This window comes from Serratia sp. CY83965 (assembly GCF_052166375.1).
GTDB lineage: Bacteria > Pseudomonadota > Gammaproteobacteria > Enterobacterales > Enterobacteriaceae > Serratia > Serratia marcescens.
This window is the reverse complement of the sequence record NZ_JBJNOV010000003.1, coordinates 14,034-37,744: the sequence shown is the minus strand read 5'-3', so window position 1 is coordinate 37,744 and position 23,711 is coordinate 14,034. Positions and strand designations below refer to the sequence as shown.

Annotated in this window: 23 protein-coding genes; 6 read left to right on the top strand and 17 right to left on the bottom strand. The window is 61.5% G+C overall.

Annotated features, from left to right (window positions below; translation table 11 throughout):
- Window positions 1-5: 5 nt before the first annotated feature.
- From ACJ8PL_RS08060 to ACJ8PL_RS08020, 9 genes are all read right to left on the bottom strand, one after another.
- Window positions 6-686, bottom strand: a complete 681-nt coding sequence (locus tag ACJ8PL_RS08060; protein WP_016926783.1) for a response regulator transcription factor — start codon at window positions 684-686, stop codon at window positions 6-8.
- Between the two features lie 252 nt (window positions 687-938).
- Window positions 939-1,820: a cysteine synthase CysM gene (gene cysM, locus ACJ8PL_RS08055; RefSeq protein WP_028127766.1), complete on the bottom strand. Its 882-nt coding sequence runs from the start codon at window positions 1,818-1,820 to the stop codon at window positions 939-941.
- An 81-nt stretch (window positions 1,821-1,901) separates the two neighbouring features.
- Entirely contained in the window at window positions 1,902-2,990 is a 1,089-nt protein-coding gene (gene cysA, locus ACJ8PL_RS08050) for a sulfate/thiosulfate ABC transporter ATP-binding protein CysA (protein ID WP_025303786.1), read from the bottom strand.
- Complete coding sequence (cysW, locus tag ACJ8PL_RS08045; RefSeq protein ID WP_021505625.1) at window positions 2,980-3,855, bottom strand: sulfate/thiosulfate ABC transporter permease CysW; 876 nt, start codon at window positions 3,853-3,855, stop codon at window positions 2,980-2,982. The genes cysA and cysW overlap by 11 nt, the downstream gene beginning before the upstream one ends.
- The gene (gene cysT, locus ACJ8PL_RS08040) at window positions 3,855-4,694 is read right to left on the bottom strand and encodes a sulfate/thiosulfate ABC transporter permease CysT (RefSeq protein WP_019453852.1); all 840 of its coding nucleotides are present in this window, start codon (window positions 4,692-4,694) and stop codon (window positions 3,855-3,857) included. The genes cysW and cysT overlap by 1 nt, the downstream gene beginning before the upstream one ends.
- Entirely contained in the window at window positions 4,695-5,717 is a 1,023-nt protein-coding gene (locus ACJ8PL_RS08035) for a sulfate ABC transporter substrate-binding protein (protein ID WP_240293663.1), read from the bottom strand.
- A gap of 201 nt (window positions 5,718-5,918) precedes the next feature.
- Window positions 5,919-6,818 carry a Dyp-type peroxidase gene (locus tag ACJ8PL_RS08030; protein ID WP_016926778.1) on the bottom strand — a complete coding sequence of 300 codons (900 nt, stop codon included), beginning with the start codon at window positions 6,816-6,818 and terminating at the stop codon, window positions 5,919-5,921.
- 177 nt (window positions 6,819-6,995) lie between these two features.
- A complete protein-coding gene (locus ACJ8PL_RS08025) occupies window positions 6,996-7,583 on the bottom strand; it encodes an RpoE-regulated lipoprotein (RefSeq protein ID WP_004936494.1) in 588 nt (195 codons plus the stop codon).
- A gap of 156 nt (window positions 7,584-7,739) precedes the next feature.
- Window positions 7,740-8,204 (bottom strand): DUF2919 domain-containing protein, encoded by a 465-nt coding sequence (locus ACJ8PL_RS08020; RefSeq protein ID WP_079452163.1) that lies wholly within the window; start codon window positions 8,202-8,204, stop codon window positions 7,740-7,742.
- 174 nt (window positions 8,205-8,378) lie between these two features.
- On the opposite strand from ACJ8PL_RS08020, the gene ACJ8PL_RS08015 reads away from it, so the two are divergent.
- Window positions 8,379-8,777: a YgiW/YdeI family stress tolerance OB fold protein gene (locus ACJ8PL_RS08015; RefSeq protein ID WP_016926776.1), complete on the top strand. Its 399-nt coding sequence runs from the start codon at window positions 8,379-8,381 to the stop codon at window positions 8,775-8,777.
- A gap of 41 nt (window positions 8,778-8,818) precedes the next feature.
- Here the strand turns inward: ACJ8PL_RS08015 and ACJ8PL_RS08010 are convergent, their stop codons facing one another.
- Window positions 8,819-9,244, bottom strand: a complete 426-nt coding sequence (locus ACJ8PL_RS08010) for a GNAT family acetyltransferase (RefSeq protein WP_004936504.1) — start codon at window positions 9,242-9,244, stop codon at window positions 8,819-8,821.
- 205 nt (window positions 9,245-9,449) lie between these two features.
- On the opposite strand from ACJ8PL_RS08010, the gene amiA reads away from it, so the two are divergent.
- The 3 genes from amiA (at window position 9,450) to ACJ8PL_RS07995 (ending at window position 11,772) form a co-directional block, all read left to right on the top strand.
- Window positions 9,450-10,331, top strand: coding sequence for an N-acetylmuramoyl-L-alanine amidase AmiA (amiA, locus tag ACJ8PL_RS08005; protein WP_016926775.1), 882 nt, complete (start codon window positions 9,450-9,452; stop codon window positions 10,329-10,331).
- Between the two features lie 65 nt (window positions 10,332-10,396).
- The gene (gene hemF / locus ACJ8PL_RS08000; protein ID WP_016926774.1) at window positions 10,397-11,317 is read left to right on the top strand and encodes an oxygen-dependent coproporphyrinogen oxidase; all 921 of its coding nucleotides are present in this window, start codon (window positions 10,397-10,399) and stop codon (window positions 11,315-11,317) included.
- Window positions 11,317-11,772: a YaiI/YqxD family protein gene (locus tag ACJ8PL_RS07995; protein ID WP_028127767.1), complete on the top strand. Its 456-nt coding sequence runs from the start codon at window positions 11,317-11,319 to the stop codon at window positions 11,770-11,772. Before hemF ends, ACJ8PL_RS07995 begins: the two co-directional genes overlap by 1 nt.
- Window positions 11,773-11,794: 22 nt before the next feature.
- Here ACJ8PL_RS07995 and ACJ8PL_RS07990 read toward each other — a convergent pair whose 3' ends face one another.
- The 4 genes from ACJ8PL_RS07990 to ACJ8PL_RS07975 all read right to left on the bottom strand — a co-directional run bounded on the left by ACJ8PL_RS07990 (window position 11,795) and on the right by ACJ8PL_RS07975 (window position 18,076).
- Window positions 11,795-14,035 carry a TonB-dependent receptor domain-containing protein gene (locus ACJ8PL_RS07990; protein WP_016926772.1) on the bottom strand — a complete coding sequence of 747 codons (2,241 nt, stop codon included), beginning with the start codon at window positions 14,033-14,035 and terminating at the stop codon, window positions 11,795-11,797.
- Window positions 14,036-14,155: 120 nt separating this feature from the next.
- A complete protein-coding gene (locus ACJ8PL_RS07985; RefSeq protein ID WP_442517049.1) occupies window positions 14,156-16,282 on the bottom strand; it encodes a S9 family peptidase in 2,127 nt (708 codons plus the stop codon).
- A 54-nt stretch (window positions 16,283-16,336) separates the two neighbouring features.
- A complete protein-coding gene (locus ACJ8PL_RS07980; protein WP_123867361.1) occupies window positions 16,337-17,134 on the bottom strand; it encodes an energy transducer TonB family protein in 798 nt (265 codons plus the stop codon).
- Window positions 17,135-17,236: 102 nt separating this feature from the next.
- Window positions 17,237-18,076, bottom strand: coding sequence for a ChaN family lipoprotein (locus ACJ8PL_RS07975; RefSeq protein WP_421131305.1), 840 nt, complete (start codon window positions 18,074-18,076; stop codon window positions 17,237-17,239).
- Between the two features lie 177 nt (window positions 18,077-18,253).
- Here ACJ8PL_RS07975 and mmuP point away from each other — a divergent pair, with 177 nt between their 5' ends.
- Together mmuP and mmuM are read left to right on the top strand one after the other, a co-directional pair.
- Window positions 18,254-19,663 carry an S-methylmethionine permease gene (gene mmuP / locus ACJ8PL_RS07970; protein ID WP_033639696.1) on the top strand — a complete coding sequence of 470 codons (1,410 nt, stop codon included), beginning with the start codon at window positions 18,254-18,256 and terminating at the stop codon, window positions 19,661-19,663.
- Complete coding sequence (gene mmuM, locus ACJ8PL_RS07965) at window positions 19,653-20,591, top strand: homocysteine S-methyltransferase (protein ID WP_115436377.1); 939 nt, start codon at window positions 19,653-19,655, stop codon at window positions 20,589-20,591. Before mmuP ends, mmuM begins: the two co-directional genes overlap by 11 nt.
- 9 nt (window positions 20,592-20,600) lie before the next feature.
- Here mmuM and ACJ8PL_RS07960 read toward each other — a convergent pair whose 3' ends face one another.
- From ACJ8PL_RS07960 to maeB, 3 genes are all read right to left on the bottom strand, one after another.
- Window positions 20,601-20,957: a type II toxin-antitoxin system death-on-curing family toxin gene (locus ACJ8PL_RS07960; protein WP_025303801.1), complete on the bottom strand. Its 357-nt coding sequence runs from the start codon at window positions 20,955-20,957 to the stop codon at window positions 20,601-20,603.
- Window positions 20,954-21,163, bottom strand: a complete 210-nt coding sequence (locus ACJ8PL_RS07955; RefSeq protein WP_004936539.1) for a type II toxin-antitoxin system Phd/YefM family antitoxin — start codon at window positions 21,161-21,163, stop codon at window positions 20,954-20,956. Before ACJ8PL_RS07955 ends, ACJ8PL_RS07960 begins: the two co-directional genes overlap by 4 nt.
- A gap of 109 nt (window positions 21,164-21,272) precedes the next feature.
- The gene (maeB, locus tag ACJ8PL_RS07950; RefSeq protein ID WP_016926766.1) at window positions 21,273-23,552 is read right to left on the bottom strand and encodes an NADP-dependent oxaloacetate-decarboxylating malate dehydrogenase; all 2,280 of its coding nucleotides are present in this window, start codon (window positions 23,550-23,552) and stop codon (window positions 21,273-21,275) included.
- Window positions 23,553-23,711: the final 159 nt, after the last annotated feature.

The following is a 23,711-nucleotide window of genomic DNA, read 5'->3' as shown; positions in this document are numbered from 1 at the left end:
TCAGGTTACCGAATGCGATAGCCGATGCTGCGCACCGTCTCGATGCTGAGCTTACTGCCGGCCAGCGCGCTCAGCTTCTGGCGGATATTGCTGATATGCACGTCCACGCTGCGATCATAGGCCTCGCGCGGGCGCCCCAGCCCCTTCTCGGACAGTTCGTCCTTCGATACCACACGATCCGGCGCGCGCAGCAACAGCTCCAACAGATTGAATTCCGAAGCGGTCAGATCAAACGCCTTACCGCGCCATTCGCTGCTGCGGGTTGAAGGGTTCAGCGTCAGCTCGCCGAAGCTGATGGCGGCCTCCTCGTCCGCCTCTTGCGGCCGCTCTTCGAAACGGCGCAGCACCGCGCGCAGACGCGCCACCAATTCGCGCGGGTAGCACGGTTTGGGCATGTAATCGTCAGCACCCATCTCCAGGCCAATCACCCGATCGATGTTGTCGCCTTTGGCGGTCAGCATGATGATCGGCAGCCGGCTCTTTTTACGCACATCGCGCAGCACGTCGATGCCGCTCATGTCCGGCAGCATGATGTCGAGGATCATCGCGGTATAGTCGCCCGACAGCGCGCCCTCAACCCCCGCCTTGCCGGTCAGCACCAGCGTGGCGTCGAAGCCTTCGCCCGTCAGGTATTCGCTCAGCATGGTGCCAAGCTCCAGGTCATCGTCGACCAGTAAAATTTTCATGCCTTGCTCCTTCACCGATTTTCGTTATTTTCCCGCCAATTCCGCCGGCCCGCAGCCGGTTTTACTCAATCCTTACACATCGCTCTTTGCGTCTCGCCACCGTTATTGTGGTCGCTGCCGCGCAATTTCTCTACTTCAGTCATGGCATTGGCGCACGAGCAAGCGGCAGCTACCACGCAAGCGGGGCTGCCGTCTGTCGGAAGGAAAGTGGGAAAGATTCTCCCGACGGAACACACCGCCGGGAAGGAGCGATCAGTCGAACACGCCGGTAGAGAGGTAACGGTCGCCGCGATCGCAGACGATCGCCACCACCACGCTGCCAGGATGGGCCGCCGCGATGCGCAAGGCGCCGGCTACGGCACCGCCGGAGCTGACGCCGCAGAAAATGCCTTCACGCTGCGCCAACTGGCGCATGGTCTGCTCGGCATCGCCCTGTTCGATATCCAACACCTGATCCACCAGCTCCGGGCGGAAAATCCCCGGCAGGTAAGCGGGCGACCAACGGCGAATGCCGGGGATGCTGCTGCCCTCCGCAGGCTGCAGGCCGACGATCTGCACCTGCGGATTCTGGCTCTTCAGGTAACCGCCCACGCCGGTAATGGTGCCGGTGGTGCCCATGCTGGAAACGAAGTGCGTGATGCGCCCTTCGGTCTGGCGCCAGATCTCCGGGCCGGTGGTGGTGAAGTGGGCATAGGGATTGTCGAGATTGTTAAACTGATCCAGCACCTTGCCCTGCCCCTGGCGCTGCATCTCCAGCGCCAGATCGCGCGCCCCTTCCATCCCCTGCTCACGGCTGACCAGGATCAGTTCCGCACCGTAGGCGCGCATCGCCGCCTGCCGCTCCAGGCTCATGTTCTCCGGCATCAGCAGCTTCAGCGCATAGCCTTTCAATGCAGCGATCATCGCCAGTGCAATGCCGGTGTTGCCGCTGGTAGCCTCGATCAGCACGTCGCCGGGCTTGATCTCCCCGCGCAGCTCCGCCTGCTGGATCATCGCCAACGCGGCGCGATCCTTCACCGATCCCGCCGGGTTATTGCCTTCCAGTTTGACCCATACCTCGCTGCCCGCCTGGGCGGCCAGCCGTTGCAGTTGTACCAGCGGGGTATTCCCGATGCATTGTTCGAGCGTTGTCACGATCTTTGCCTGTGTGTTGGTGTGCGTAAAGTAAAAAGGCAACCCCGGGGTTGCCTTGAAGAAAAGGACGGCTAAAACCTATCAGGCGCTTTTGGCTAACGCAACAGGTTGCAGCAGTTGATCGCCGGCATACAGCCGCGCATTGAGGCTGCCGACGTAATAACGGCCGCCGCGCACCGGCGTGGCGTTGCCTTCCGGCAACACTATGCTTATCGGTTCCTGATGCCAGCCGATCGGCTGCACCGTCAGTTGCCAGAAATGGCCGCGCGGGCTGACTTCCAATACCTGAACCGGCAGTGGGCAGCGCTCGCTGCTCTCGGTCGCCACTTCCATTTCCCACGGGCGCAGGAACAGATCGACGCTGCCCTGGTGCATCGGCTGGAACGACAGCGGCCACTGGTGCGCGCCGACGAACAGCTGGGAGCCGCGAATTTCGCCGTTCAGACGGTTCACTTCCCCCATAAACTCCAGCACGAAACGGCTGGCCGGCTCGCGCATAATCTCCTCCGGCGAGCCAACCTGTTCAATATTGCCCTGGCTCATCACCACGATGCGGTCGGCCACTTCCATCGCCTCTTCCTGATCGTGGGTGACGAATACGCTGGTGAACTTCAGCTCTTCGTGCAGCTGGCGCAGCCAGCGACGCAGCTCTTTACGCACCTGCGCATCCAGCGCGCCAAACGGCTCGTCCAGCAGCAGAATTTGCGGTTCCACCGCCAGGGCGCGCGCCAGCGCCACGCGTTGTTTCTGGCCGCCGGACAGCTGCGACGGGTAGCGATTGGCCAAATGGCCAAGCTGCACCATGTCCAGCAACTGAGTGACTTTCTGTTTGATCGCCGCAGCGTTCGGCCGCTCGCGGCGCGGCAGCACGGTCAGGCCAAAGGCGATATTGTCGAACACCGTCATGTGGCGGAACAGCGCATAGTGCTGAAACACGAAGCCGACACGTCTGTCGCGCGCGTGCATGTGACTGACGTCGGTGCCGTGGAAACCCAGCTTGCCGCCGCTCTGGCTTTCCAGCCCGGCGATGATGCGCAGCAGCGTGGTCTTGCCGGAACCCGACGGCCCGAGCAGCGCCACCATCTCGCCGGAAGCAATATCGAGCGAGATATCGTTCAATACCTTGGTGCGACCGAAGTACTTGTTGATGCCGTTAATCTCAATGCTCATGATTTTCCTCCCGCTCAAGACGCGCATTTTGACGTTCCAGACGCCACTGCAGCGCGCTCTTCAAAAATAGGGTAACGATCGCCATCAGGGTCAGCAGCGCGGCGGCGGTAAAAGCGCCGACGGTGTTGTAATCCTGCTGCAACAGCTCGACCTGCAGCGGCAGGCTGTAGGTTTCGCCGCGAATCGAACCGGACACCACCGACACCGCGCCGAACTCGCCGATGGCGCGCGCGTTGGTCAGCACCACGCCGTACAGCAACGCCCAGCGAATGTTGGGCAGCGTCACGCGGCGGAACATCTGCCAGCCGGACGCCCCCAGCAGAATGGCGGCCTCATCTTCCTGGCTGCCCTGGCTGAGCATCATCGGCACCAGCTCGCGCACCACGAAGGGACAGGTGACGAAGATGGTCACCAGCACCATGCCCGGCCAGGAGAACATGATCTGGATGTTATGCGCATCCAGCCAGCCGCCCAGCAGGCCGTTGCTGCCGTAAAACAGCAGATAAATCAGCCCCGCCACCACCGGTGAAACGGCGAACGGGATGTCGATCAGCGTCAGCAGCAGCTGGCGGCCGGGGAAGGTAAAACGCGTCACCAGCCACGCCAGCAACGTGCCGAACACCAGGTTGAACGGCACGGTGATCAGCGCGATCAAGACCGTCAGCCAGATGGCGTGCAGCATGTCCGGATCGAGCAAGTTGCTCCACATCGCGCCAACCCCTTTGGAGAAGGCCTCGGCGAAAATCGACATCATCGGCACCACCAGCAGCAGCACCGAGAACAGCGTACCGATAGCGATCAGCGTCCACTTGCCCCAGTTGACGCGCGGGCGCTCGGCGCCGTTGAAGGCGGAAATATCAGCCATCAGTGCCCTCCTCCCAAACGTCTGCCGAAGCGGCTTTGCAAGACGTTAATGCTGAACAGCAGCAGCAGCGACGCCGCCAGGATCACCGAGGCGATGGCGCTGGCCGCCGGATAATCGAATTCCTGCAAACGCACAAAAATCATCAGCGAGGTCACTTCCGTCTTCCAGGCGATATTGCCGGCGATGAAAATCACCGCCCCGAACTCGCCCAGACTGCGGGTAAAGGAAATGGCGGTGCCGGCCAGCAGCGCCGGCGCCACTTCAGGCAGCACCACGCGGCGAAAACTCTGCCAGCGCGTGGCGCCCAGCGTCTCGGCCGCCTCTTCGTACTCCGGCCCTAACTCTTCCAGCACCGGCTGCACGGTACGCACCACAAACGGCAGGCTGGTGAACGCCATCGCCACCGCGATCCCAAGCCAGGTGAAGGTGACCTTGATGTCAAAGTGCGCCAGCCACTGGCCGTACCAGCCCGTGGTGGAAAACAGACCGGCCAGCGTCAGGCCGGCTACCGCCGTCGGCAGCGCGAACGGCAAATCGATCAGGCCGTCCAGCAGCGAACGGCCGGGAAAACGGTAGCGCGTCAGGATCCAGGCCATCAGCATACCGAACACCGCGTTGAACAGGCTGGCGACGCCGGCCGCCAGCAGCGTCACTTTATACGCCGCCACCACCTGCGGGTTGGAAATCACTTCCCAGTACTGCGCCAGGCTCATCTGCGCCAGCTGCATCACCAGCGCGGTGAGCGGCAGCAGCAGGATCAAACAGGTATAAAACAGGCTGCTGCCGAGGCTGAGGCCAAATCCGGGCAGCACCCGCTTACTGGACGACAACGCCAACATTTACTTGCGCCCTGCCGCTAACAGCTGATCCAGCTCGCCGCCGGTGGCGAAGTGGGTTTTCATCACCTGCGGCCAGCCGCCGAACTGGTCTTCCACCCGGAACAGTTGGGTGTCCGGGAATTGCCCCTTCGCGGCAGCCATCGCTTTCTGGTCATAGACGCGGTAGTAGAAGCTGGTGATCACCTGCTGCGCCGCCGGGCTGTAGAGATAGTTCAGATAGGCTTTGGCCGCCTGTTCGGTGCCGTTGCGCTCGACGTTTTTGTCGACCCAGGCCACCGGGAACTCCGCCAGAATATCGACCGGCGGCACGATCACTTCGTACTTGTCTTCACCGTATTGCTTGCGGATGTTGTTCACTTCGGACTCGAAGCTGATCAGCACGTCGCCCAAACCGCGCTCGACGAAGGTGGTGGTCGCGCCGCGGCCGCCGGTATCGAACACCAGCACGTTTTTCAGGAAGCGGGTCATGAAGGCGCGGGTCTTGGCCGCATCGTTGCCGTCAGCCTGGCTGGCGGCGCCCCAGGCGGCCAGATAGGTGTAACGGCCGTTGCCGGAGGTTTTCGGGTTCGGGAACACCAGTTTCACATCGTCACGCACCAGATCGTTCCAGGTGTGGATGCCCTTCGGGTTGTCTTTGCGCACCAGAAACGCCATGGTGGAATAGAACGGCGAGCTGTTGTTCGGCAGACGCGACTGCCAGTCAGCCGGGATCAGCTGCCCGCGATCGTGCAGGATCTGTACGTCGGTGACCTGGTTGTAGGTCACCACGTCGGCCCGCAGGCCCTGCAGGATCGCCAGCGCCTGCTTCGACGAGCCGGCGTGCGATTGTTTGATGGTCAACTTGTCGTTCGGATGCTGTTGATTCCATTGCTGTTCAAAGCCGGGATTCAGCGCGACGAACAATTCACGGGAAACGTCATAAGAGCTGTTCAGCATTTCCGCCGCCGACGCGGCGCCGCTCGCCAACAGCGCAGCCGCCAGCCAACCTTTCAGCACGAGATTTTTAACCCGGTTTTGTTTCATTCTGCACCTTATCACTGAGTCATTCCTTCAGGCTTTCGCCTTATTGACGACCAGTGTATTTATAACTCGGTGCGGAGCTGTAACGCTTTTATATACCGTTTAGTGATTTACAAGCATCAAACGCTATAAGGCAGGGAATGCGAGGCGTTTTCGGGACGGGAAAACGGACCGAAGCCGGACGCGCCGGCTTCGGCGACGGCGTCAAAGTGACAGCAAGCGCGTCAGCGATGGCGCAAAGTAGTAGCTGCCGGTCACTGCACGGCTGAAGCGCAACATCGCGTCACGTTTGCCGTCCAGATCGCCGAACATGCTCAGCAGCTGCTGCTCGATATTGTGCAAGCGCGCGCAATAGGCGATGAAGAACAGGCCGTGCTTGCCGCTGGCGGTGCCGTAAGGCAGGCTCTGGCGCAAAATTTTCAGGCCCTTGCCGTTCTCTTTCAAATCGACGCGGCTGACGTGCGAGGTATCCGGGCGCTGATCGGCCGGCAGCTCTTCGCTATCGTGCTTGGTGCGGCCGATGATCTGCTCCTGCTGTTCGGTGGTAAAGCGCTGCCACTGGCGCAGGTTGTGCTCGTAGCGTTGCACCAGCACGTAGCTGCCGCCTGCGTCCTCTTCGCCTTCAGCGATCGTCGCCACTGCCGGGCGCTGATCGCCCTGCGGATTTTCGGTGCCGTCGACGAAGCCACTCAGATCGCGCTCTTCCACCCAGCGGAAACCGTGGGTTTCTTCTTCAATCTTGATGACGTTGCCGAACGCCGCCAACGCCGCCTGCGCCAGCGTGAAGTTGACGTCGTGACGCAGCGACTGGATGTGGATCAGCATATCGCGCTGGGTGGCCGGCGCCAGCCCTTTGCCGAGCGGCGTGAACGGCTTCAACTCTTTCGCGCCCTGGCCGCTGGAGAGATCGTGCCAGACGTCGTAACCGAAAGCGATCACCGCGCCGAGGCGCGCATCGGGGAACTGCTGCTGCAGCTCGCTCAGGGTCTGACAAAACTGCTTGCAGCCCTGGCGCAAGTCGGCGAATTCGCCCTGTACGCTGGCTTCCATAAAAATGGCGAAACGGCAGTGCTCCAGCAGAATGCCGCTCTGAACCTGTGTCATGTTGTTATCCTCAATACCAAAACCAGGCAACAGGTATGGCGGTTGACGCGCGGGTTCCCTGTTACAAACGCGCGTTATCATACCGCAAGCGCGGGCGATTGCCTTGCAGCAGCGCAAAGAAAATAGGGGTAATGGCTTGAAAAGGCAGGCGCCGCGAACCGGCGCCCGTTGAACGCGTTACTGCTGCGGCTTGGCGTGCCAGATGATTTTGCTGACCGTCCAGCTTTTCAGGGTGTCGTCCGGCGGAATGATATCCTGCGCCCCGGCCCACTTGCCGCTGAAGATGTAGGTGACGTACTTGCTCTGCTCCGCCACGCACTCCACTTTACCGGCGTCTTCGCCGCTGCCCGGCTTACAGGAGCCGAACGCCTTGCTGTACATATCGCCGAACGGCGTGCCGAGCTTGTTGCCCCACTCCGTCGCCACTTTCGGATCCAGCACGTCCACGCGCTGCAGGCGCCCTTTCGGTTCGCCGGTGATCACCAGTTTCACTTCGTCGCCGGACAGCGCCTGGTAATAAGAGACGATCTGGCCGTTGTTGGTCGCCATGCCGCCGCGCAGGCGGTAGTTGCCGTCCAGCCCGTCATTGATGGCGCTTTCCGACATCGGCGTGCCGGCGTTGAGCTTGCCGACGCCCTTGGCGCCAACCTCCAGGCTGCTGCCGAACCAGTTGAACGGCGACAGGCTGGACCAAGAGAAATTGGACATGCTCGAACAGCCGGTCAGTAACAGCGGAAGCCCTAACAACAGGGGGCGAATATTCATCTCTAGCTCCTTAAACATCAATGGCACGGGGCGGTAACCCGCCCCTGCCGCACTCGGCGTTTTGCTGCATGCCAGCCTCTCACAACGGCCCGCACTACGCCAACGGTTGCCAGCTTGGAGTGCGGAAAATGCGAAAAGTGCCGCACTTCTCGGCAATTAGTCGGCGTGCTCCGCCGGCGCGAAACAGGCTTTCAGACGCGCATTCAGCAACAGATAGCTCAGCGCCAGCGCGTCGAGTAACGCCAACGCCAGCTCCAGCCCCGGCGCATCGCCGTCCTGGCGCCACAGGCTGAACAGCGAGCCGCCGAGCGACGCCAGCAGCGAGACAGCCAGCCCCCAGCGCCAACCGCGCCACAGCCGCGGCCATTGGTGGCGACGGCCGCTCAGCAAAAACGCCAGCGCCGCCGGCAGACCGAGCAGCATGCCGTACCAAAAGCGTTGGGTATCCGGATAAAACAGCGCCAGCAAGCTTTCGCCCTGCTCATGCGAAACGCCGGCCATCACGAACAATAGCCAGGTGCGCGCCTGCAAAATCAGCACGGCCCAAAATCCCAGCGGCAGCCGCAGCGCGCCGTGCTGGTCGTAATCATCCGGGGAAAACCGGGGTGAGAATGGCTTCAACGATCGTTCCTTGCCAACAGAATAAAGACTATGGCTACAGATGGGCGCCGGCGATGGGAATTTCAATGCGTCGGCTTAAGAAGCTCTTAAGATCGGCGTGTTTTAATCCCTATCACTAAGCAAGCCCCCGATATCAGCGGGATGTGATTTTCAATAACGATAAGGAAGCGCAACATGAAAAAACTGACTCTGGCCGCTCTGATCGCGCTGTGCAGCGCACCGGTACTGGCGCAACAAGGCGGGTTCCTCGATCCGGCCGCGCCGCAGGCTCAAACGCAAACCACCGCACAAGGTGGTTTCTCCGGCCCCAGCGCGGCGCTGACCACCGTGGACAAGGTGAAATCGCTGAGCGACGACACCTGGGTGATGCTGCAGGGCAACATCGAGCAGCGCATCGGCGACGATACCTACACCTTCCGCGACGCCACCGGCACCCTGACGGTCGAGATCGATCGCAAGCGCTGGAACGGCCAAACCGTCACGCCGAAAGACAAGGTGCAGTTGGAAGGGAAAGTGGATAAAGACTGGAGCAGCGTGGAAGTGGACGTGAAAACCGTCAAAAAGCTGCCGTAATGCGATGCGGCGGGCGGGCTATACCGCCGTCCGCCGCTCGATCAATATTCCTGATCTTCGATCAGCCGCTTGCCCAGGCTGGTGATGCCCTGGATTTCGTAGCCGAGCTTCTCGTACATCTCAACCACCGTGTCGTTGTCTTCGCGCACCATAATTTGGATCTTCGGGCAGCCGCGGGCGATCAGCTTCTTCTCCAGACGGTTGATCAACGCATTGGCGATGCCGCGCCCGCGATAGTCGGGATGCACCCCGAGGTAATACGCCGAGCCGCGGTGGCCGTCATAGCCGCCCATCACCGAACCGACCACTTCGCCGCCGACTTCCGCCACCAGGAACAGCTCCGGATCGTGGTTCAGCTTGCGCTCGATGTCCATTTCCGGATCGTTCCAGGGCCGCAGCAGATCGCAGCGCTCCCACAGGGTAATGACTTCTTCAAAGTCGTCTTGTCGAAATACGCGAATTTCCATCGATGTTGGCCGCTGTTAATTAAGGTGTTTATCTGATTATCGCGTGATTATTCACTTACGCAATATCAAACTGCGATTTAGCGCGCTATTTTGCCCGGAAATCGCCGGTAACAGGCGTAATAAATGGAAATAGTTATCGGGTCGATTAATGATTATCAATACGATATAACGTCGCAAAATAGAAACGTCGACGGAGCGTTGCGTAATGAAAAAGCAGGGTAAACAATTCCTCAATTTTAAGCCGCTTGCCGTTTCCCCGACGCGACGCCAACTGTTGCTTTCCGGCCTGGCGGTGGCGCTGTTCGGCGTGAAAAGCCACAGCGCCAAGGCGGAAGGCCTGCTGCGCAATCAGCACAGCAAACCGGCGGCGAAACCGGCCGGCGGCAAAAAGCGGGTGATGATCGATCCCGGCCACGGCGGCATCGACTCCGGCGCGGTCGGCCACGAAGGCTCGCAGGAAAAACACATCGTGCTGGAAATCGCCAACCACGTGCGCCGTTTCCTGCATGAGCACGATCACGTCGAGGCGCGCCTGACGCGCGAAGAAGATGAGTTCATTCCGCTGTTCCAGCGGGTCGAGATCGCCCACCAGCACCAGGCCGACCTGTTCATTTCGATTCACGCCGACGGCTTTACCAGCCCGTCGGCCTCCGGCGCTTCGGTGTTCGCCCTCTCCAACCGCGGCGCCAGCAGCGCCATGGCGCGCTACCTGTCCAACCGTGAAAACGCCGCCGACGACGTGGCGGGCGGCAAGTACAAGGATCAGGACAACTACCTGCAGCAGGTGCTGTTCGATCTGGTGCAAACCGACACCATCAACAACAGCCTGACGCTCGGCCGCCACGTGCTCGGTCAAATTCGCCCGGTGCACCATCTGCACAGCGACAGCACCGAACAGGCGGCGTTCGCGGTGCTGAAATCCCCGTCCATCCCCTCGGTGTTGGTGGAAACCTCGTTCATCACCAACCCGAACGAAGAACGGCTGCTGGGCACCACCGCGTTTCGCGAGAAAATCGCCCGCGCCATCGCGGACGGCATCGTCAACTTCTTCGACTATTTCGACGCACACCAACGCAAACCCCGCTGATGCCGCGGGCGGCGAATAAGAGTATACTCAGCGCCTTGTTCAGCCAGACGCTATAAAGACCCCGCATGAGTTTACCTAACATCGCTGAAGTAAAATCCTTCCTGCTGGCGCTGCAGGATCACATCTGCGCGCAGCTCGCCCAGGCCGACGGCGGCGCCGTGTTCACCGAAGACCAATGGACGCGTGAAGAAGGCGGCGGTGGCCGCAGCCGCGTGCTGACCAACGGCGCGGTGTTCGAACAGGCAGGAGTCAACTTCTCGCACGTCTCCGGCGCCACCCTGCCGGCCTCGGCGACCGCGCACCGTCCGGAACTGGCCGGACGCAGCTTCCAGGCGATGGGCGTCTCATTGGTTATCCACCCGCTCAGCCCCTACGTGCCCACCAGCCACGCCAACGTGCGCTTCTTCATCGCCGAAAAACCGGGCGAAGCCCCGGTGTGGTGGTTCGGCGGCGGTTTTGACCTGACGCCGTTCTACGGTTTCGCAGAGGATGCCGTGCACTGGCACCGCACCGCGGCCGAGCTGTGCGCGCCGTTCGGCGACGAGGTCTACCCCAAATATAAACAGTGGTGCGACGATTACTTCTTCATCAAGCATCGCAACGAAGCGCGCGGCATCGGCGGCCTGTTCTACGACGATCTGAACACCCCGGATTTCGACCATTGTTTCGCCTTCACCCGCGCGGTGGGCCAGGGCTTCCTCGACGCTTATCTGCCGATCGTCGAAAAACGCAAGGCCTTGACCTGGGGCGAGCGCGAGCGCCAGTTCCAGCTGTATCGCCGCGGCCGCTATGTGGAGTTCAACCTGGTGTGGGATCGCGGCACGCTGTTCGGGCTGCAAACCGGCGGGCGCACCGAGTCCATCCTGATGTCGATGCCGCCGCTGGTGCGTTGGGAATATAACTACCAGCCGGAGGCCGACAGCCCGGAAGCGGCGCTGGCGCGCGATTTCCTGCCGGTGCGCGACTGGCTGCAGGAGTCGAAATGATGCAGATTTGGGTCGATGCGGACGCCTGTCCGAACGTGATCAAAGAGGTGCTGTTCCGCGCCGCCGATCGCACCGCCATCACCGTCACGCTGGTGGCGAACCAGCCATTGCGCACGCCGCCGTCGAAGCACATCCGTTCGCTGCAGGTGGCGGCCGGCTTCGACGTGGCCGATAACGAGATCGTGCGCCGCTGCGAAGCGGGCGATCTGGTGATCACCGCCGACATCCCGCTGGCGGCGGAGGTGATCGAGAAAGGTGCGGTGGCGCTGAACCCGCGCGGCGAACGCTACACGCCGGACACCATCCGCGAGCGACTCAACATGCGCGATTTTATGGATACCCTGCGCGCCAGCGGCATTCAGACCGGCGGCCCGAACGCCCTGAACCAGCGCGACCGCCAGCAGTTCGCCAACGAGCTGGACAAATGGCTGCTGCAGGCGAAACGGGCGCAGTGACTGCGCCCTGCTCTGCTGCGGTTTAGAAGCGCAACTCCCCCCCGAAGATATAAGTCCGCCCACGGGCGGTGTTGGTCGGCGTGAAATCTTGTGACTGCGAAGGCAGCGAATTCATCTTGTTCAGCGCGTCCGAGTAGTCCTTGTCCATCAGGTTTTGCACGCTGAGCTTCAGCAGCAGATTGCGATTCACCTGATAGGTGCCGTACAGATCGATAATGGTCGGAATATGCGGCGCCGGCTCCTTCATCAACTGTTCGTTTTCATCGAGAGTGGAATCAGGCGACAGGCGCACCGCTTTGCCGGTGTATTTCACCACCCCGCCCAGCGTCAACGTCTCGTCCAGCAGGCGCACCCCGCTGTCCAGCGTGAAGTAGAATTCCGGCAGTTCGCTGACATCACCCGCGCCGAACACGTTGCTGGCCTGGTTGGTCGGCTGGGAAGTATGCTCCTTGCTTAACGACAGTTTGGTAAACGCGAAACCGGCGTCGTACAGCGCTTCGATCTCCACACCGCGCATTTTGACCGGTTCGGGGGCGTTGCTGTACATGGTCATGCTGACGTTGACGTCCGCGTTATCCCACTCTTCCTGCGTCGCCTGCGAACGGTTGCACTTCTGGCGGTCTTTACACACCAGGTAGGTTTGGCTGGAGATGTAGTTTTTGATCCTGGTTTCGAAATAGACCGCTTTCAGTTGGAAGCTGTCCTGCTTGAACAACAGATCGTGGGCATTGGCGTTGAACCCGCCCTGCCAGGTCTCCGCTTTTTCGCCCTTGAGGAACGGGTTCATCGACTGGCCGCCGCTGTTGGCGAAGAACACCTCCTGGATATTCGGCCCGCGCATCGACTTGCTGTAGCTGACGAACGGCTGCAGCCACGGCGTCACCTGCGCCGACAGCATGACCGACGGGTTGAAGCCGTGTTCGTTACGGTTGATATTGCCGGCGCCCTGCGGGAAGCACTCTACGCGCTCGTCACAGGCCGGCTTATAGCCGGAGAGGCGATAGGCGGTGTAGTTCAGATCGAAATTCCCCTGCCAGATGCCGTAGTTGGCCTGCAGGCCGCTGTACAGGCTGGAGATATCCTGCTTGCCCGACATTCCCACCGGCATGCTTTCCGCCTGATTGTCATCCGTCACCAAACCGGAGGCCTTTTTCTTATACTCGTTGCGCACCAGCTTGCCGCCGTAGCTGAACGCGAAATCGACGTCCTGCAGGCTGAAACGGCTGGTGTTGTTGATATCCAGCGCATCGGAGATGTTTTTCGCCGTGCTGTCGCTGAATCCCGCCATGTTGTCGGACATGAACTTCTGCTCGCCGCGGCTGGTGCTGGCGGTCAGGTTGAAATCGATCAGTTCGGAGAACGGCGCGTAGTGGTATTTAAGGTAGAAATCGTCGCTGTCGATGTGGCGGCGGGTGATTTTATTCTGGTAGCTGCGCGCCGACAGTTCGATGCTGTTGAAGGCATCCGGCTTGATGTCCACCTTGAACAGCTGGGATTTCGGGTTCTGGCGGTAGGTTTTATCGACGTTGAACATCTCGCTGTCGAAACCGGCGCCGTTTTTGTAGTTGGAGGTGATGGAGCTGCCGCTGATCGCCGCCATCGCCCCCAGACTGCCGCCGTCGGCAAAAGCGGCGGTTTTGGCGCCCACGGCGATCATGCCGCTGCGGCCGATGCCGTTATTGCCCACCGAGAATTTGGTGCGCACGCCGAACGGGTTATCGGAAAACACCACATCGTCCACGCCGATGGTGCGGAAGTTGGCGCTGCCCGCCAGGGCGTTCACCCCGTCGGAACCGGTGGCGTTGCCGCGCGCCACGTCGACGCCGACGATAAAGTTAGGATCGATCAGCGCCCCGAACTGGCTGGTGGGCAATCCCCCGTGTGCCGCGTCGCTCGGCGAGTTGCCGTAGTAGTTTTGCGTGATGCCGTCGACCATGGTGTTGACCCGGCCAAAGCCGCTCAGGCCGCGAATATTGACGCTGACCGATCCCTGGCCGGGATCGATCTGGGTATAGGTGCCCGGCATGCTGCGCAGAATGCTGTCCACCGACTCCAGATTTTTGTTTTCGTCGCGCGAGCTGAACGCGCCCGGCCTGGCCAACGCCTCTTTTTCGCTGCTCTTGCCGCCGTCGGCGGCCGAGACGTTGAGCGGGCTGAACGCCACGCTGCCTTTATTATTTTCCGCCTGTTCCTGCGCGGCCGCAGCCGGCCCGTACAGCGCCAGTCCCGCGCCGATCAGGCTCGCTATCATTTTGATTTTCATATATCCCCAGAAATAGCCAATAAGGTTTGATGGCCGACAATGCCCAGCAAAAAGCCCGCCGAAAGCGCGGTAAAAGTTGTTATTGTTTTATTGCGCCGCAGCGTGCCGCGGCGCTGAAGGTTATTTCTGCGCCTGCCGATCCGCCGCCAGAATAAAGGCGTACTCCAGCGCGCCGTTTTCCAGCCGCGCCAGGCGACCCGATTTGCCGCCGTGGCCGGCGGTCATGTCGGTGGAAAGCAGCAGCAGCGAATCGCCCTGCTTGAAGCGCCGCAGCTTCGCCACCCATTTGGCCGGTTCCCAATACTGCACCTGCGAGTCGTACAAACCGCTGGTGACCAGCAGGTTCGGGTAACGCTGCCTGCGCACGTTGTCGTACGGGCTGTAGGACTTCATCAGCGCATAGGCGGCCGGCTGGTGCGGGTTGCCCCACTCCTCGTATTCCCCGGTGGTCAGCGGAATGCTGTCGTCCAGCATGGTGGTCACCACGTCGACGAACGGCACCTGCGCCACCACCGCGTTGTACAGCTGCGGCGCCTGATTGATCACCGCCCCCATCAGCAAACCGCCGGCGCTGCCGCCCATGGCGTAGATGCGCCCCGGTTGGCCGTAGCCGTCGTTGATCAGCGCTTGGGTAGCGTCGATGAAATCGTTGAAGCTGTTCGGTTTGTGCGTCAGTTTGCCCTGTTTGTACCAGCGCTGCCCCAGCTCGCCGCCGCCGCGCACGTGGATCAGCGCATAGACGAAGCCGCGATCCAACAGGCTGATGCGGTTGGCGCTGAACGCCGGATCCATGCTCATGCCGTAAGCGCCATAGCCATACACCAGCAGCGGGTTATGCCCGTTTTTGAACAGCGATGTGCGGTACACCAGCGAGACCGGCACCTTCACGCCGTCGCGCGCCGCGATCCAAATGCGTTCGCTGTGATACAGGCTGGGATCGACGCCTTTCACTTCCTGTTGCTTGAGCAGGGTGCGCTCGCCCTTGTTCAGATCCCACTCATAGGTGCGGGTCGGCGTGGTCATCGCCGAATAACCGTAGCGCAACCGATCGCTGTCCGGCTCCGGGTTATAGCCCAGCCAGGCCATGTAGCTGGCGTCGTCGAACGGGATGGCGCGCTCGGTTTTACCGTCCCAGCTGATTTGCCGCAGCTGCACCAGCCCGTTGGCGCGTTCCTGCACCACCAGCCAGTCGCGGAACAGGCTGAAGCTCTCCACCTCGTGCTGCGCCTGCGGCGCAATCAGCGTCTGCCAGGGTTTGCCCGCCGCCGCCGTGCGGTACAGGCCGAAGTTCGGATCCTGATGGTTGGAACGCAAATAGAACTCGCCGCGGTAGTGATCGAGATAATACTCGCGGCCTTTTTGCCGGGCGGCGAACAGCTGCGGCTCGCGCTGCGGCTGGCTGGCGTCGATCAGGCGCACCTCGGAGGTGGTGTTGCCGCTGATGGTGAGTATCAGGTAGTCACGCGAAGAAGAACGGCTGAGGCTGAGGTAGAACGCCGGATCGTTTTCCTGATACACCAGTTTATCTTCCGCCGGCGGCGTGCCGTACTGATGACGGTAGACCTGATACGGCAGCAGCGTTTGCGGGTGGTTGCGCACGTAGAACAGGGTTTGGTTGTCGTTGGCCCACACCATGTTGCCGGAGGTGTTTTCCAGCGTTTCCGGCGACCAGCGTTCGCTGCCTAACTCGCGCAGGGAGATGCGGTATTGGCGGCGGCCCTGCAGATCTTCGGCCACCGCCAGACGGCGGTTGTCCCGGCTAATGTCCATCGCCCCCAGGCGATAGTAAGCGTGGCCGGCGGCGCGCTGGTTGGCGTCCAGCAGGGTTTGCCATGGCGCGTCGGCGGTGAGCGCCTGGCGTTGATACAGCGCGAAATCTTTACCGGCGGCGTAGCTTTCCTGATAGCGATAGCCGTTGAGCTGATACGGCACTGAACGATCGTCAGGGTTCATGCGGCCCAGCATCTCCTGATACAGCGTGGCGCGCAGCTTCTGATACGGCGCCATCATCTGCTCGGTATAGCGGTTCTCCGCCTTCAGGTAGTCCAGCACCTTCGGTTCTTTTCGGCTGTCGTCGCGCAGCCAGTAGTAATCGTCGGTGCGCGTCTCGCCATGCGCCGTCAGCGCTTTCGGCGCGCGTTCCGCCAACGGCGGCTGCGGTTGCGCCAGCGCGGCGCCGGCGAGGCCTAAAGAAAGCCAGAGCGCGGCCGCGATGCGACGGCGCGGGGTGAATAACAGCGGATTCATAATCCCTCACGAAGTTTGAAGAGGCGCACGACGGCGATGCGGCGCCTGCGGGCATTAACGGCGGGCATTCAACTCCGCCAGATTGAAATCGATCGGCATCGTCACCTTGACGGCCCCCTGCTGCAGCATCTCCGGCGGCGGCGGCGGCAACGGCTGGGCGCGCGACACCACCGCCACCGCTTCCCGATCCAGCGACGCGGTGCCGGAACGCACCTGCAGCATGACGTTCGAGACCCGCCCCTGCGCATCGACGCTGAAACTGACCTGCGGCATGCCGCTGCGCCGGCGGCTGCGGGCATCCAAAGGGTAATCCTTGATGCGGTTCAGCTTGCCTTTCACCAGGCTCTCCCACGACAGCTTGGCCTGCGCGTTGCTGTTGGCGTCGCTGTTGATCGGGGCGGCGGTGTGGTGGGAGAGCGTCTGCGCCTGCGGCGCGGCGGCGCTGGACGCGGCGGCATTGCGCGTCTCTTTGGCCTGTTCCTGCGGCTTCGGCTGCGCTTTTTGCGGGGGACGGTGTTCGGCGCGCTTCTTCTGCGCCGTCACGATTTTTGCTTTATCGGCGCGCGCCAGCTTGGGCAGATCCGGCTGTTGCTGCTGCTCAGCGGGCTGCGCTGCGGCGGATTCCGCCTGCTGCACGCCCAGCGGCAGCGGCTTGCTTTCCGGCGCTTCAATCTGCGCCGCCCAGCTCATCATCACCGCCGGCGGCGGCAACACCACCGGCTCCAGCGCCGTCTGCGGCCAGTAAAACAACAGCACCAACGCCGCGTGAGCCGCCAGGGCGAGCAGCAGGCCGCGCGCCCAGCGCGGCTGCGGCAGTTCAAAGGCCGGGAGGGAGTAAGACTGACTTAACATAGGGGCATTAGCTTGCTTAATTGCGAATGATTGCAGATCACATTTACTAATGATAATCATTTGCAACTATAATTAACACCCCTTTTCACTCTCTTAACGTATTCATTTCACTGATGGTGTGATCCACAGGTAGTCTGCGGTGTTCGCATCGACCTGTACGCCCGGTTCCGCCAGCATCAGCACCGTCGGCACCGCCGCCGGTTGCAGATCCCGCACGTGCAGCGGCACCCCTACCGATTTGGCGGCGTGATAGCCGCCGGCGATCAACAGCGCGGGCGTCGGTGCCGCCAGCAAGCGCTCAGCCATGCGCCGATCGCGCTGCTGCTGGATCGCCAGCATCGCATGCAGCTGGTCGGCCTCAATCTTGCCGCCGTGCGAAGTGCGGATGGTCTCTTCCAGCGCCTTGCGCACCGCCGGCTGCGCCGATAGCTGCCCCGCCGGGAACTGCGGCTGCTGATAGAACGCCGTAATCTCGCTGCGATCCAGGTTGGCCGACCACAGCGGGTAAGGCGCGCGCATCGCCGCCATCGTCACCCCGCCATACAGCTCCCACTTCCAGCCCGGCTGCCAGGCGATCAGTTCCGCTACGCGGCCGTCACGCACCGTGGGATCGCTCTGCAGCCACTGTTTGACCTTGTCGACCTGCGCCTGCTGGTTCGGGTTGATCATCTCCATCAGCACGCTGCCCTGCGGCCGCCGTTGCGGCAACTGCTGCACCAGCCATTGCTCAATCTGATGGTGGTAAGGATTGTCATGCTTCTCCCCCAGGATCACCCGCGGCTGCTGCGCCAATCGCGTCAACAGCTGCTCTGGCGTCAGGCTCGCGCCGCTGTGCAGATCGGTGATGCTTCCCAAACTCGCGACGTCGCTGGCCGGTGTCTTAACCGGCGTTTGGCTGCAGGCGCCAAGCGCCAACGCCGCCAATAAAATCAGATATCTCATCATGTTGCCCCATTATCGAAAATGGCGACATTATAGATAATAATTATCATTTGCATATAGATCCGGCTTAACGATTTTTTTACGCGGCGATCGCCGGTGGCGCATTGCGTTAAAAAGGCATTACGGGTATAACCAATAGCCATTCAGATATTTAGACGTCTATACGGATAGATTATTATGCACGCATCGGCGCCCGCCGCAGGGCAGTTCAAACGCAGCATGAAGGCCCGGCACCTGGTGATGTTGTCGCTGGGCGGCGTGATCGGCACCGGGCTGTTTTTCAACACCGGCTACATCATCTCCACCACCGGCGCGCTCGGCACGCTGCTGGCCTACCTGATCGGCGCGCTGGTGGTGTATCTGGTGATGCTGTGCCTGGGTGAGCTGTCGGTGGCGATGCCAGAAACCGGCGCCTTTCACGTCTACGCTTCGCGCTATTTGGGGCCGGCCACCGGCTATGCCGTCGCCTGGCTGTATTGGCTGACCTGGACGGTGGCGCTGGGCTCCAGCCTGACCGCGGCCGGATTCTGCATGCAGTACTGGTTCCCGCAGTCGCCGGTGTGGCTGTGGTGCCTGATCTTCTGCGCGGCGATTTTCCTGCTCAATGTGGTGACCACCCGCTTTTTCGCCGAAAGTGAATTCTGGTTTTCGCTGATCAAAGTGGTGACCATTCTGGCATTCATCATACTGGGCGGCGCCGCCATGTTCGGCCTGCTGCCGATGAAAGACGGCACGCCGGCGCCGTTCCTGCACAACCTGACCGCTTCCGGCTGGCTGCCGCACGGCACGCTGCCGATCCTGATGACCATGGTGGCGGTGAACTTCGCCTTCTCCGGCACGGAACTGATCGGCATCGCCGCCGGTGAAACCGAGAACCCGGAAAAAGTCGTGCCGCTGGCGATCCGCACCACGGTGATCCGCCTGATGCTGTTCTTTATCGGCACGGTCTTCGTGCTGGCGGCGTTGATCCCGATGGATCAGGCGGGGATCGTCAAAAGCCCGTTCGTGCTGGTGTTTGAACGCATCGGTGTGCCTTACGCCGCCGATATCTTCAACTTCGTGATCCTGACCGCCATCCTGTCGGCGGCCAACTCCGGCCTGTACGCCTCCGGGCGCATGCTGTGGTCGCTGGCCCACCAGCGCACCTTGCCGGCCTACTTCGCCCGCGTCAATGCGCGCGGCATTCCGATCAACGCCCTGACCTTCAGCATGCTCGGCGGCGTGCTGGCGCTGCTGACCAGCGTGATCGCGCCGGACACGGTGTTCGTCGCCCTGTCGGCGATCTCCGGCTTTGCGGTAGTGGCGGTGTGGCTGAGCATCTGCGCGGCCCACTATGCTTTCCGCCGCGCCTACCTGCGCAGCGGCCAGCCGATAAGCGGCCTGAAATACCGCGCGCCCGGCTATCCATTGACGCCGATCCTCGGCTTTGCGCTGTGCCTGCTGGCCTGCATCGGGCTGGCGTTCGATCCGGAGCAGCGCATTGCGCTCTACTGCGGGCTGCCGTTCGTCGCCCTGTGCTACCTCACCTATTTCCTGACCCGGCGCGCCGGGCAAAAAAATGCTTTGGGAGAACAACATGTCGGTTAACAACCCCGTCGCCCGCCTGCTGGCCGAACAGTCGACGCTGATCCTGGACGGCGCGCTGGCCACCGAACTGGAAGCGCGCGGCTGCGACCTGACCGATCCGCTGTGGTCGGCCAAGGTGCTGATTGAAAATCCCGAGCTTATCTATCAGGTGCATCTCGATTATTTCAACGCCGGCGCCCAGTGCGCCATCACCGCCAGCTATCAGGCCACACCGCAGGGCTTCTTGCGCCGCGGCCTGGATCAGGATCAGTCGCTGGCGCTGATCGCCAAAAGCGTGCAGCTGGCGCAGCGGGCGCGCCGCGATTATCTGGCCGCGCACCCGCAAGCGGCGCCGCTGCTGATCGCCGGCTCGGTGGGCCCGTACGGCGCCTATCTGGCCGACGGCTCGGAATACCGCGGCGACTATCGGCTGGCGCAGGATGACTTCATTGCCTTCCACCGCCCTCGCCTCGCCGCGCTGGCCGCCACCGGCGTCGATCTGCTGGCCTGCGAAACGCTGCCGTCGTTCGCTGAACTGCAGGCGCTGCTGACGCTGTTGCAGGAGTTCCCGACGCTCGGCGCCTGGTTCGCCTTCACCCTGCGCGACAGCCAACACCTCAGCGACGGCACGCCGCTGACGGAGGTCATGTCCGCGCTGCGCGGCAACCCGCAGGTGCTGGCGATCGGCATCAACTGCATCGCGCTGGACAAGGTCGCCCCGGCGTTGCGTCAACTGAACGCGCTGGCCGACAAGCCGCTGCTGGTCTACCCAAACTCCGGGGAGCACTACGATGCGGTCAGCAAAACCTGGCGCGCCTGCGACGGCGAGCACGGCAGCCTGGTCGATCAGGCGGCGGAGTGGCGCGCGCTCGGCGCGCAATTGATCGGCGGCTGTTGCCGCACCACACCGCAGGATATTCGCGCCATCGCCGCGCGCTGCAAGAAATGAGCAGGGGGGTTATTCGGTTAGCCGGCGTAAGTGTTCAGCGGCTTGTTCTACGTTGAGGCGGCCTTGAGCTGCTTCAACCGTAATTTCGACCAGTTCTGCGTCTTCCCGCAGTGCAATGCCATTAATACCGAGAAATAGCGCCATGCTTTGGAAGGCCGTACGTTTGTTGCCATCAAGAAAAATGTGACCGTGGCTGATGGCGATGAGATAGAGCGCAGCCAAGCGGTATACGTCTGTGACGTTCTCGTAGTGGTAAGCATTGAGCACGCGGTTGGCTACAGCCTCAACTTTGCTGCCTTCCTGGCGGCCGTGAGGCACAATTTCAGCATTGAACTCCGCAATATCCTCTGCGGTCAAAAAGATCATCTATTCGCCAGCGCCTTAATCGTATCCGCGTGTTTAGCCTGAATGCGCGCTTTCACTTTGGCTTTGACCAAAACCTCATAGTCGGCCTTACTGATGATGTAAACCTCATCGTGTCCGCGGCGCGTCACTTCCACCGGCTGTTTTTGCGCTTCCAAAAGCACCTCGGCCAAATTGTTTCTCGCCGCCGTATAGCTAATCGTAGTCATTTTCTTTACCTGTACATGTACATATTTGACGATTATTTGTACCACGCCCGCTGGAAATAAAAAAGCCCCCGGCGCCAACGGCACAGGGGGCCAGTCATTCAACCCGGTCTTACAGCGGTTCGGTCTGGGCTTCCACCACCGCCAGCGCCACCATGTTGACGATGCGGCGCACCGAGGCGATCGGCGTCAGGATGTGCACCGGTTTGGCGACCCCCATCAGCACCGGCCCGACGGTCACCCCTTCCGAGCAGGAGACGCGCAGCAGGTTGTAGCTGATGCGCGCCGCTTCCATGTTCGGCATGATCAGCAGGTTGGCCGAGCCTTTCAGCGGGCTGTCCGGCATCAGATCGTGGCGGATGCTCTCCACCAGCGCGGCGTCGCCGTGCATTTCGCCATCGATCTCCAGCTCCGGCGCCAGCTCGTTCACCAGCTCCAACGTTTTGCGCATCTTGCGCGCCGCCGGGCAGTCAGACGAGCCGAAGCTGGAATGAGACAGCAGCGCCACCTTCGGTTCGATGCCGAAGCGGCGCACGGTTTCCGCCGCCATCAGGGTGATCTCCGCCAGCTGTTCCGGCGTCGGATCGTCGTTGACGTAGGTGTCGGCGATGAAGGTGTTGCCGCTCGGCAGCAGCAGCGCGTTCATCGCGCCGGCGACGTGCGCGCCTTCACGGAAGCCGAACACGTTCTTCACCACGTCGTAATGCTCGTGGTAGCTGCCGATGGTGCCGCAGATCATCGCATCCGCTTCGCCGCGATGCAGCATGATGGCGGCGATCAGCGTCGGGTTGCCGATCACCGCACGGCGCGCCTGCTCTTGCGAAACGCCGCGGCGTTTCATGATCTGGTAGTACTCTCCCCAGTATTCGTTGAAGCGCGGATCCGACTCGTTGTTCACCACTTCGAAATCTTTGCCCGGCGTCAGCTGCAGGCCCAGCTTTTTCAGGCGCATCTCGATCACGCTCGGCCGGCCGACCAGGATCGGGAAGGCCAGCCCCTGCGACACCAGCTCCTGCGTGGCGTGCAGCACGCGCTCTTCCTCGCCTTCCGCCAGCACCACCCGCTTCACCTCTTTGCGCGCCTGCGAGAAGATCGGTTTCATGAACAGGTTGGTTTTGTAGACGAACTCCGCCAGCTTCTCCACATAGGCGTCGAAGTCTTCGATCGGGCGCGTCGCCACGCCGGAATCCATCGCCGCCTTGGCCACCGCCGGCGCGATCTTGACGATCAGGCGCGGATCGAACGGTTTCGGAATGATGTATTCCGGCCCGAAGGAGAGATCCTGATCGTCATACGCGGAAGCCACCACGTCGCTCTGCTCCGCCAGCGCCAGATCGGCGATGGCATGCACGCAGGCCAGCTTCATCTCTTCGTTGATGGTGGTGGCGCCCACGTCCAGCGCGCCGCGGAAAATGAACGGGAAGCACAGGACGTTGTTCACCTGGTTCGGGTAGTCGGAACGGCCGGTACAGATGATGGCGTCCGGGCGCACCGCTTTGGCCAGCGGCGGCAGAATTTCCGGTTCCGGGTTGGCCAGCGCCATGATCAGCGGATCGCGCGCCATGGTTTTCACCATATCCTGCGTCAGGACGCCCGGCCCGGAGCAGCCGAGGAAGATGTCGGCATTCGGGATGGCGTCGCCCAGCGTGCGCTGGCCGTTATCCTCGATGGCGTAGGCGGCTTTGGTCTGTTCCATATTGGCGTCGCGGCCTTTATAGATGACGCCCTTGGAATCGCAGACGGTGATGTTCTGCTGACGCAGCCCCAGCGCCACCAGCAGGTTCAGGCAGGCGATGGAGGCCGCGCCGGCGCCGGACACCACCAGCCGCACGTCGGAGATATTCTTCTTCACCACGCGCAGGCCGTTGAGCACCGCAGCGGTGGTAATGATCGCCGTGCCGTGCTGGTCGTCGTGGAATACCGGGATCTTCATGCGCTCACGCAGTTTCTGTTCGATGTAGAAACACTCCGGCGCCTTGATGTCTTCCAGGTTGATGCCGCCGAAGGTCGGTTCCAGCGCGGCGATAATATCGATTAACTTGTCAGGGTTATGCTCATCCACTTCGATATCAAATACATCGATACCGGAAAACTTCTTGAACAAAACGCCCTTGCCTTCCATCACCGGCTTACCGGCCAACGCGCCGATATTGCCCAGACCCAGTACCGCCGTGCCGTTGGAAATCACCGCCACCAGATTGCCACGCGCGGTGTATTTGTAGGCCGCCAGCGGATCTTCGGCGATCTCGAGGCAAGGCGCGGCGACGCCCGGCGAATAGGCCAGCGCCAGATCGCGCTGGGTCGCCAACGGTTTGGTAGGGGAAACCTGGATCTTCCCTGGGACAGGAAACTGATGGAAATCAAGGGCACTCTGTTTGAGCTGTTCGTCCATTATGGATTCCTTTGTTTTTTGCTTTTATGTTGAGGTAAGGCTTTGAGGCTGCGCCCTGCCGTGGGCCATGGCGCCCAATTACAATGACAGGGCACAGCCTTGAAGTATAGTGAGAGAAACATCACAAACTTTGAAGCGCGCCATAACCTTGGTCGAAAG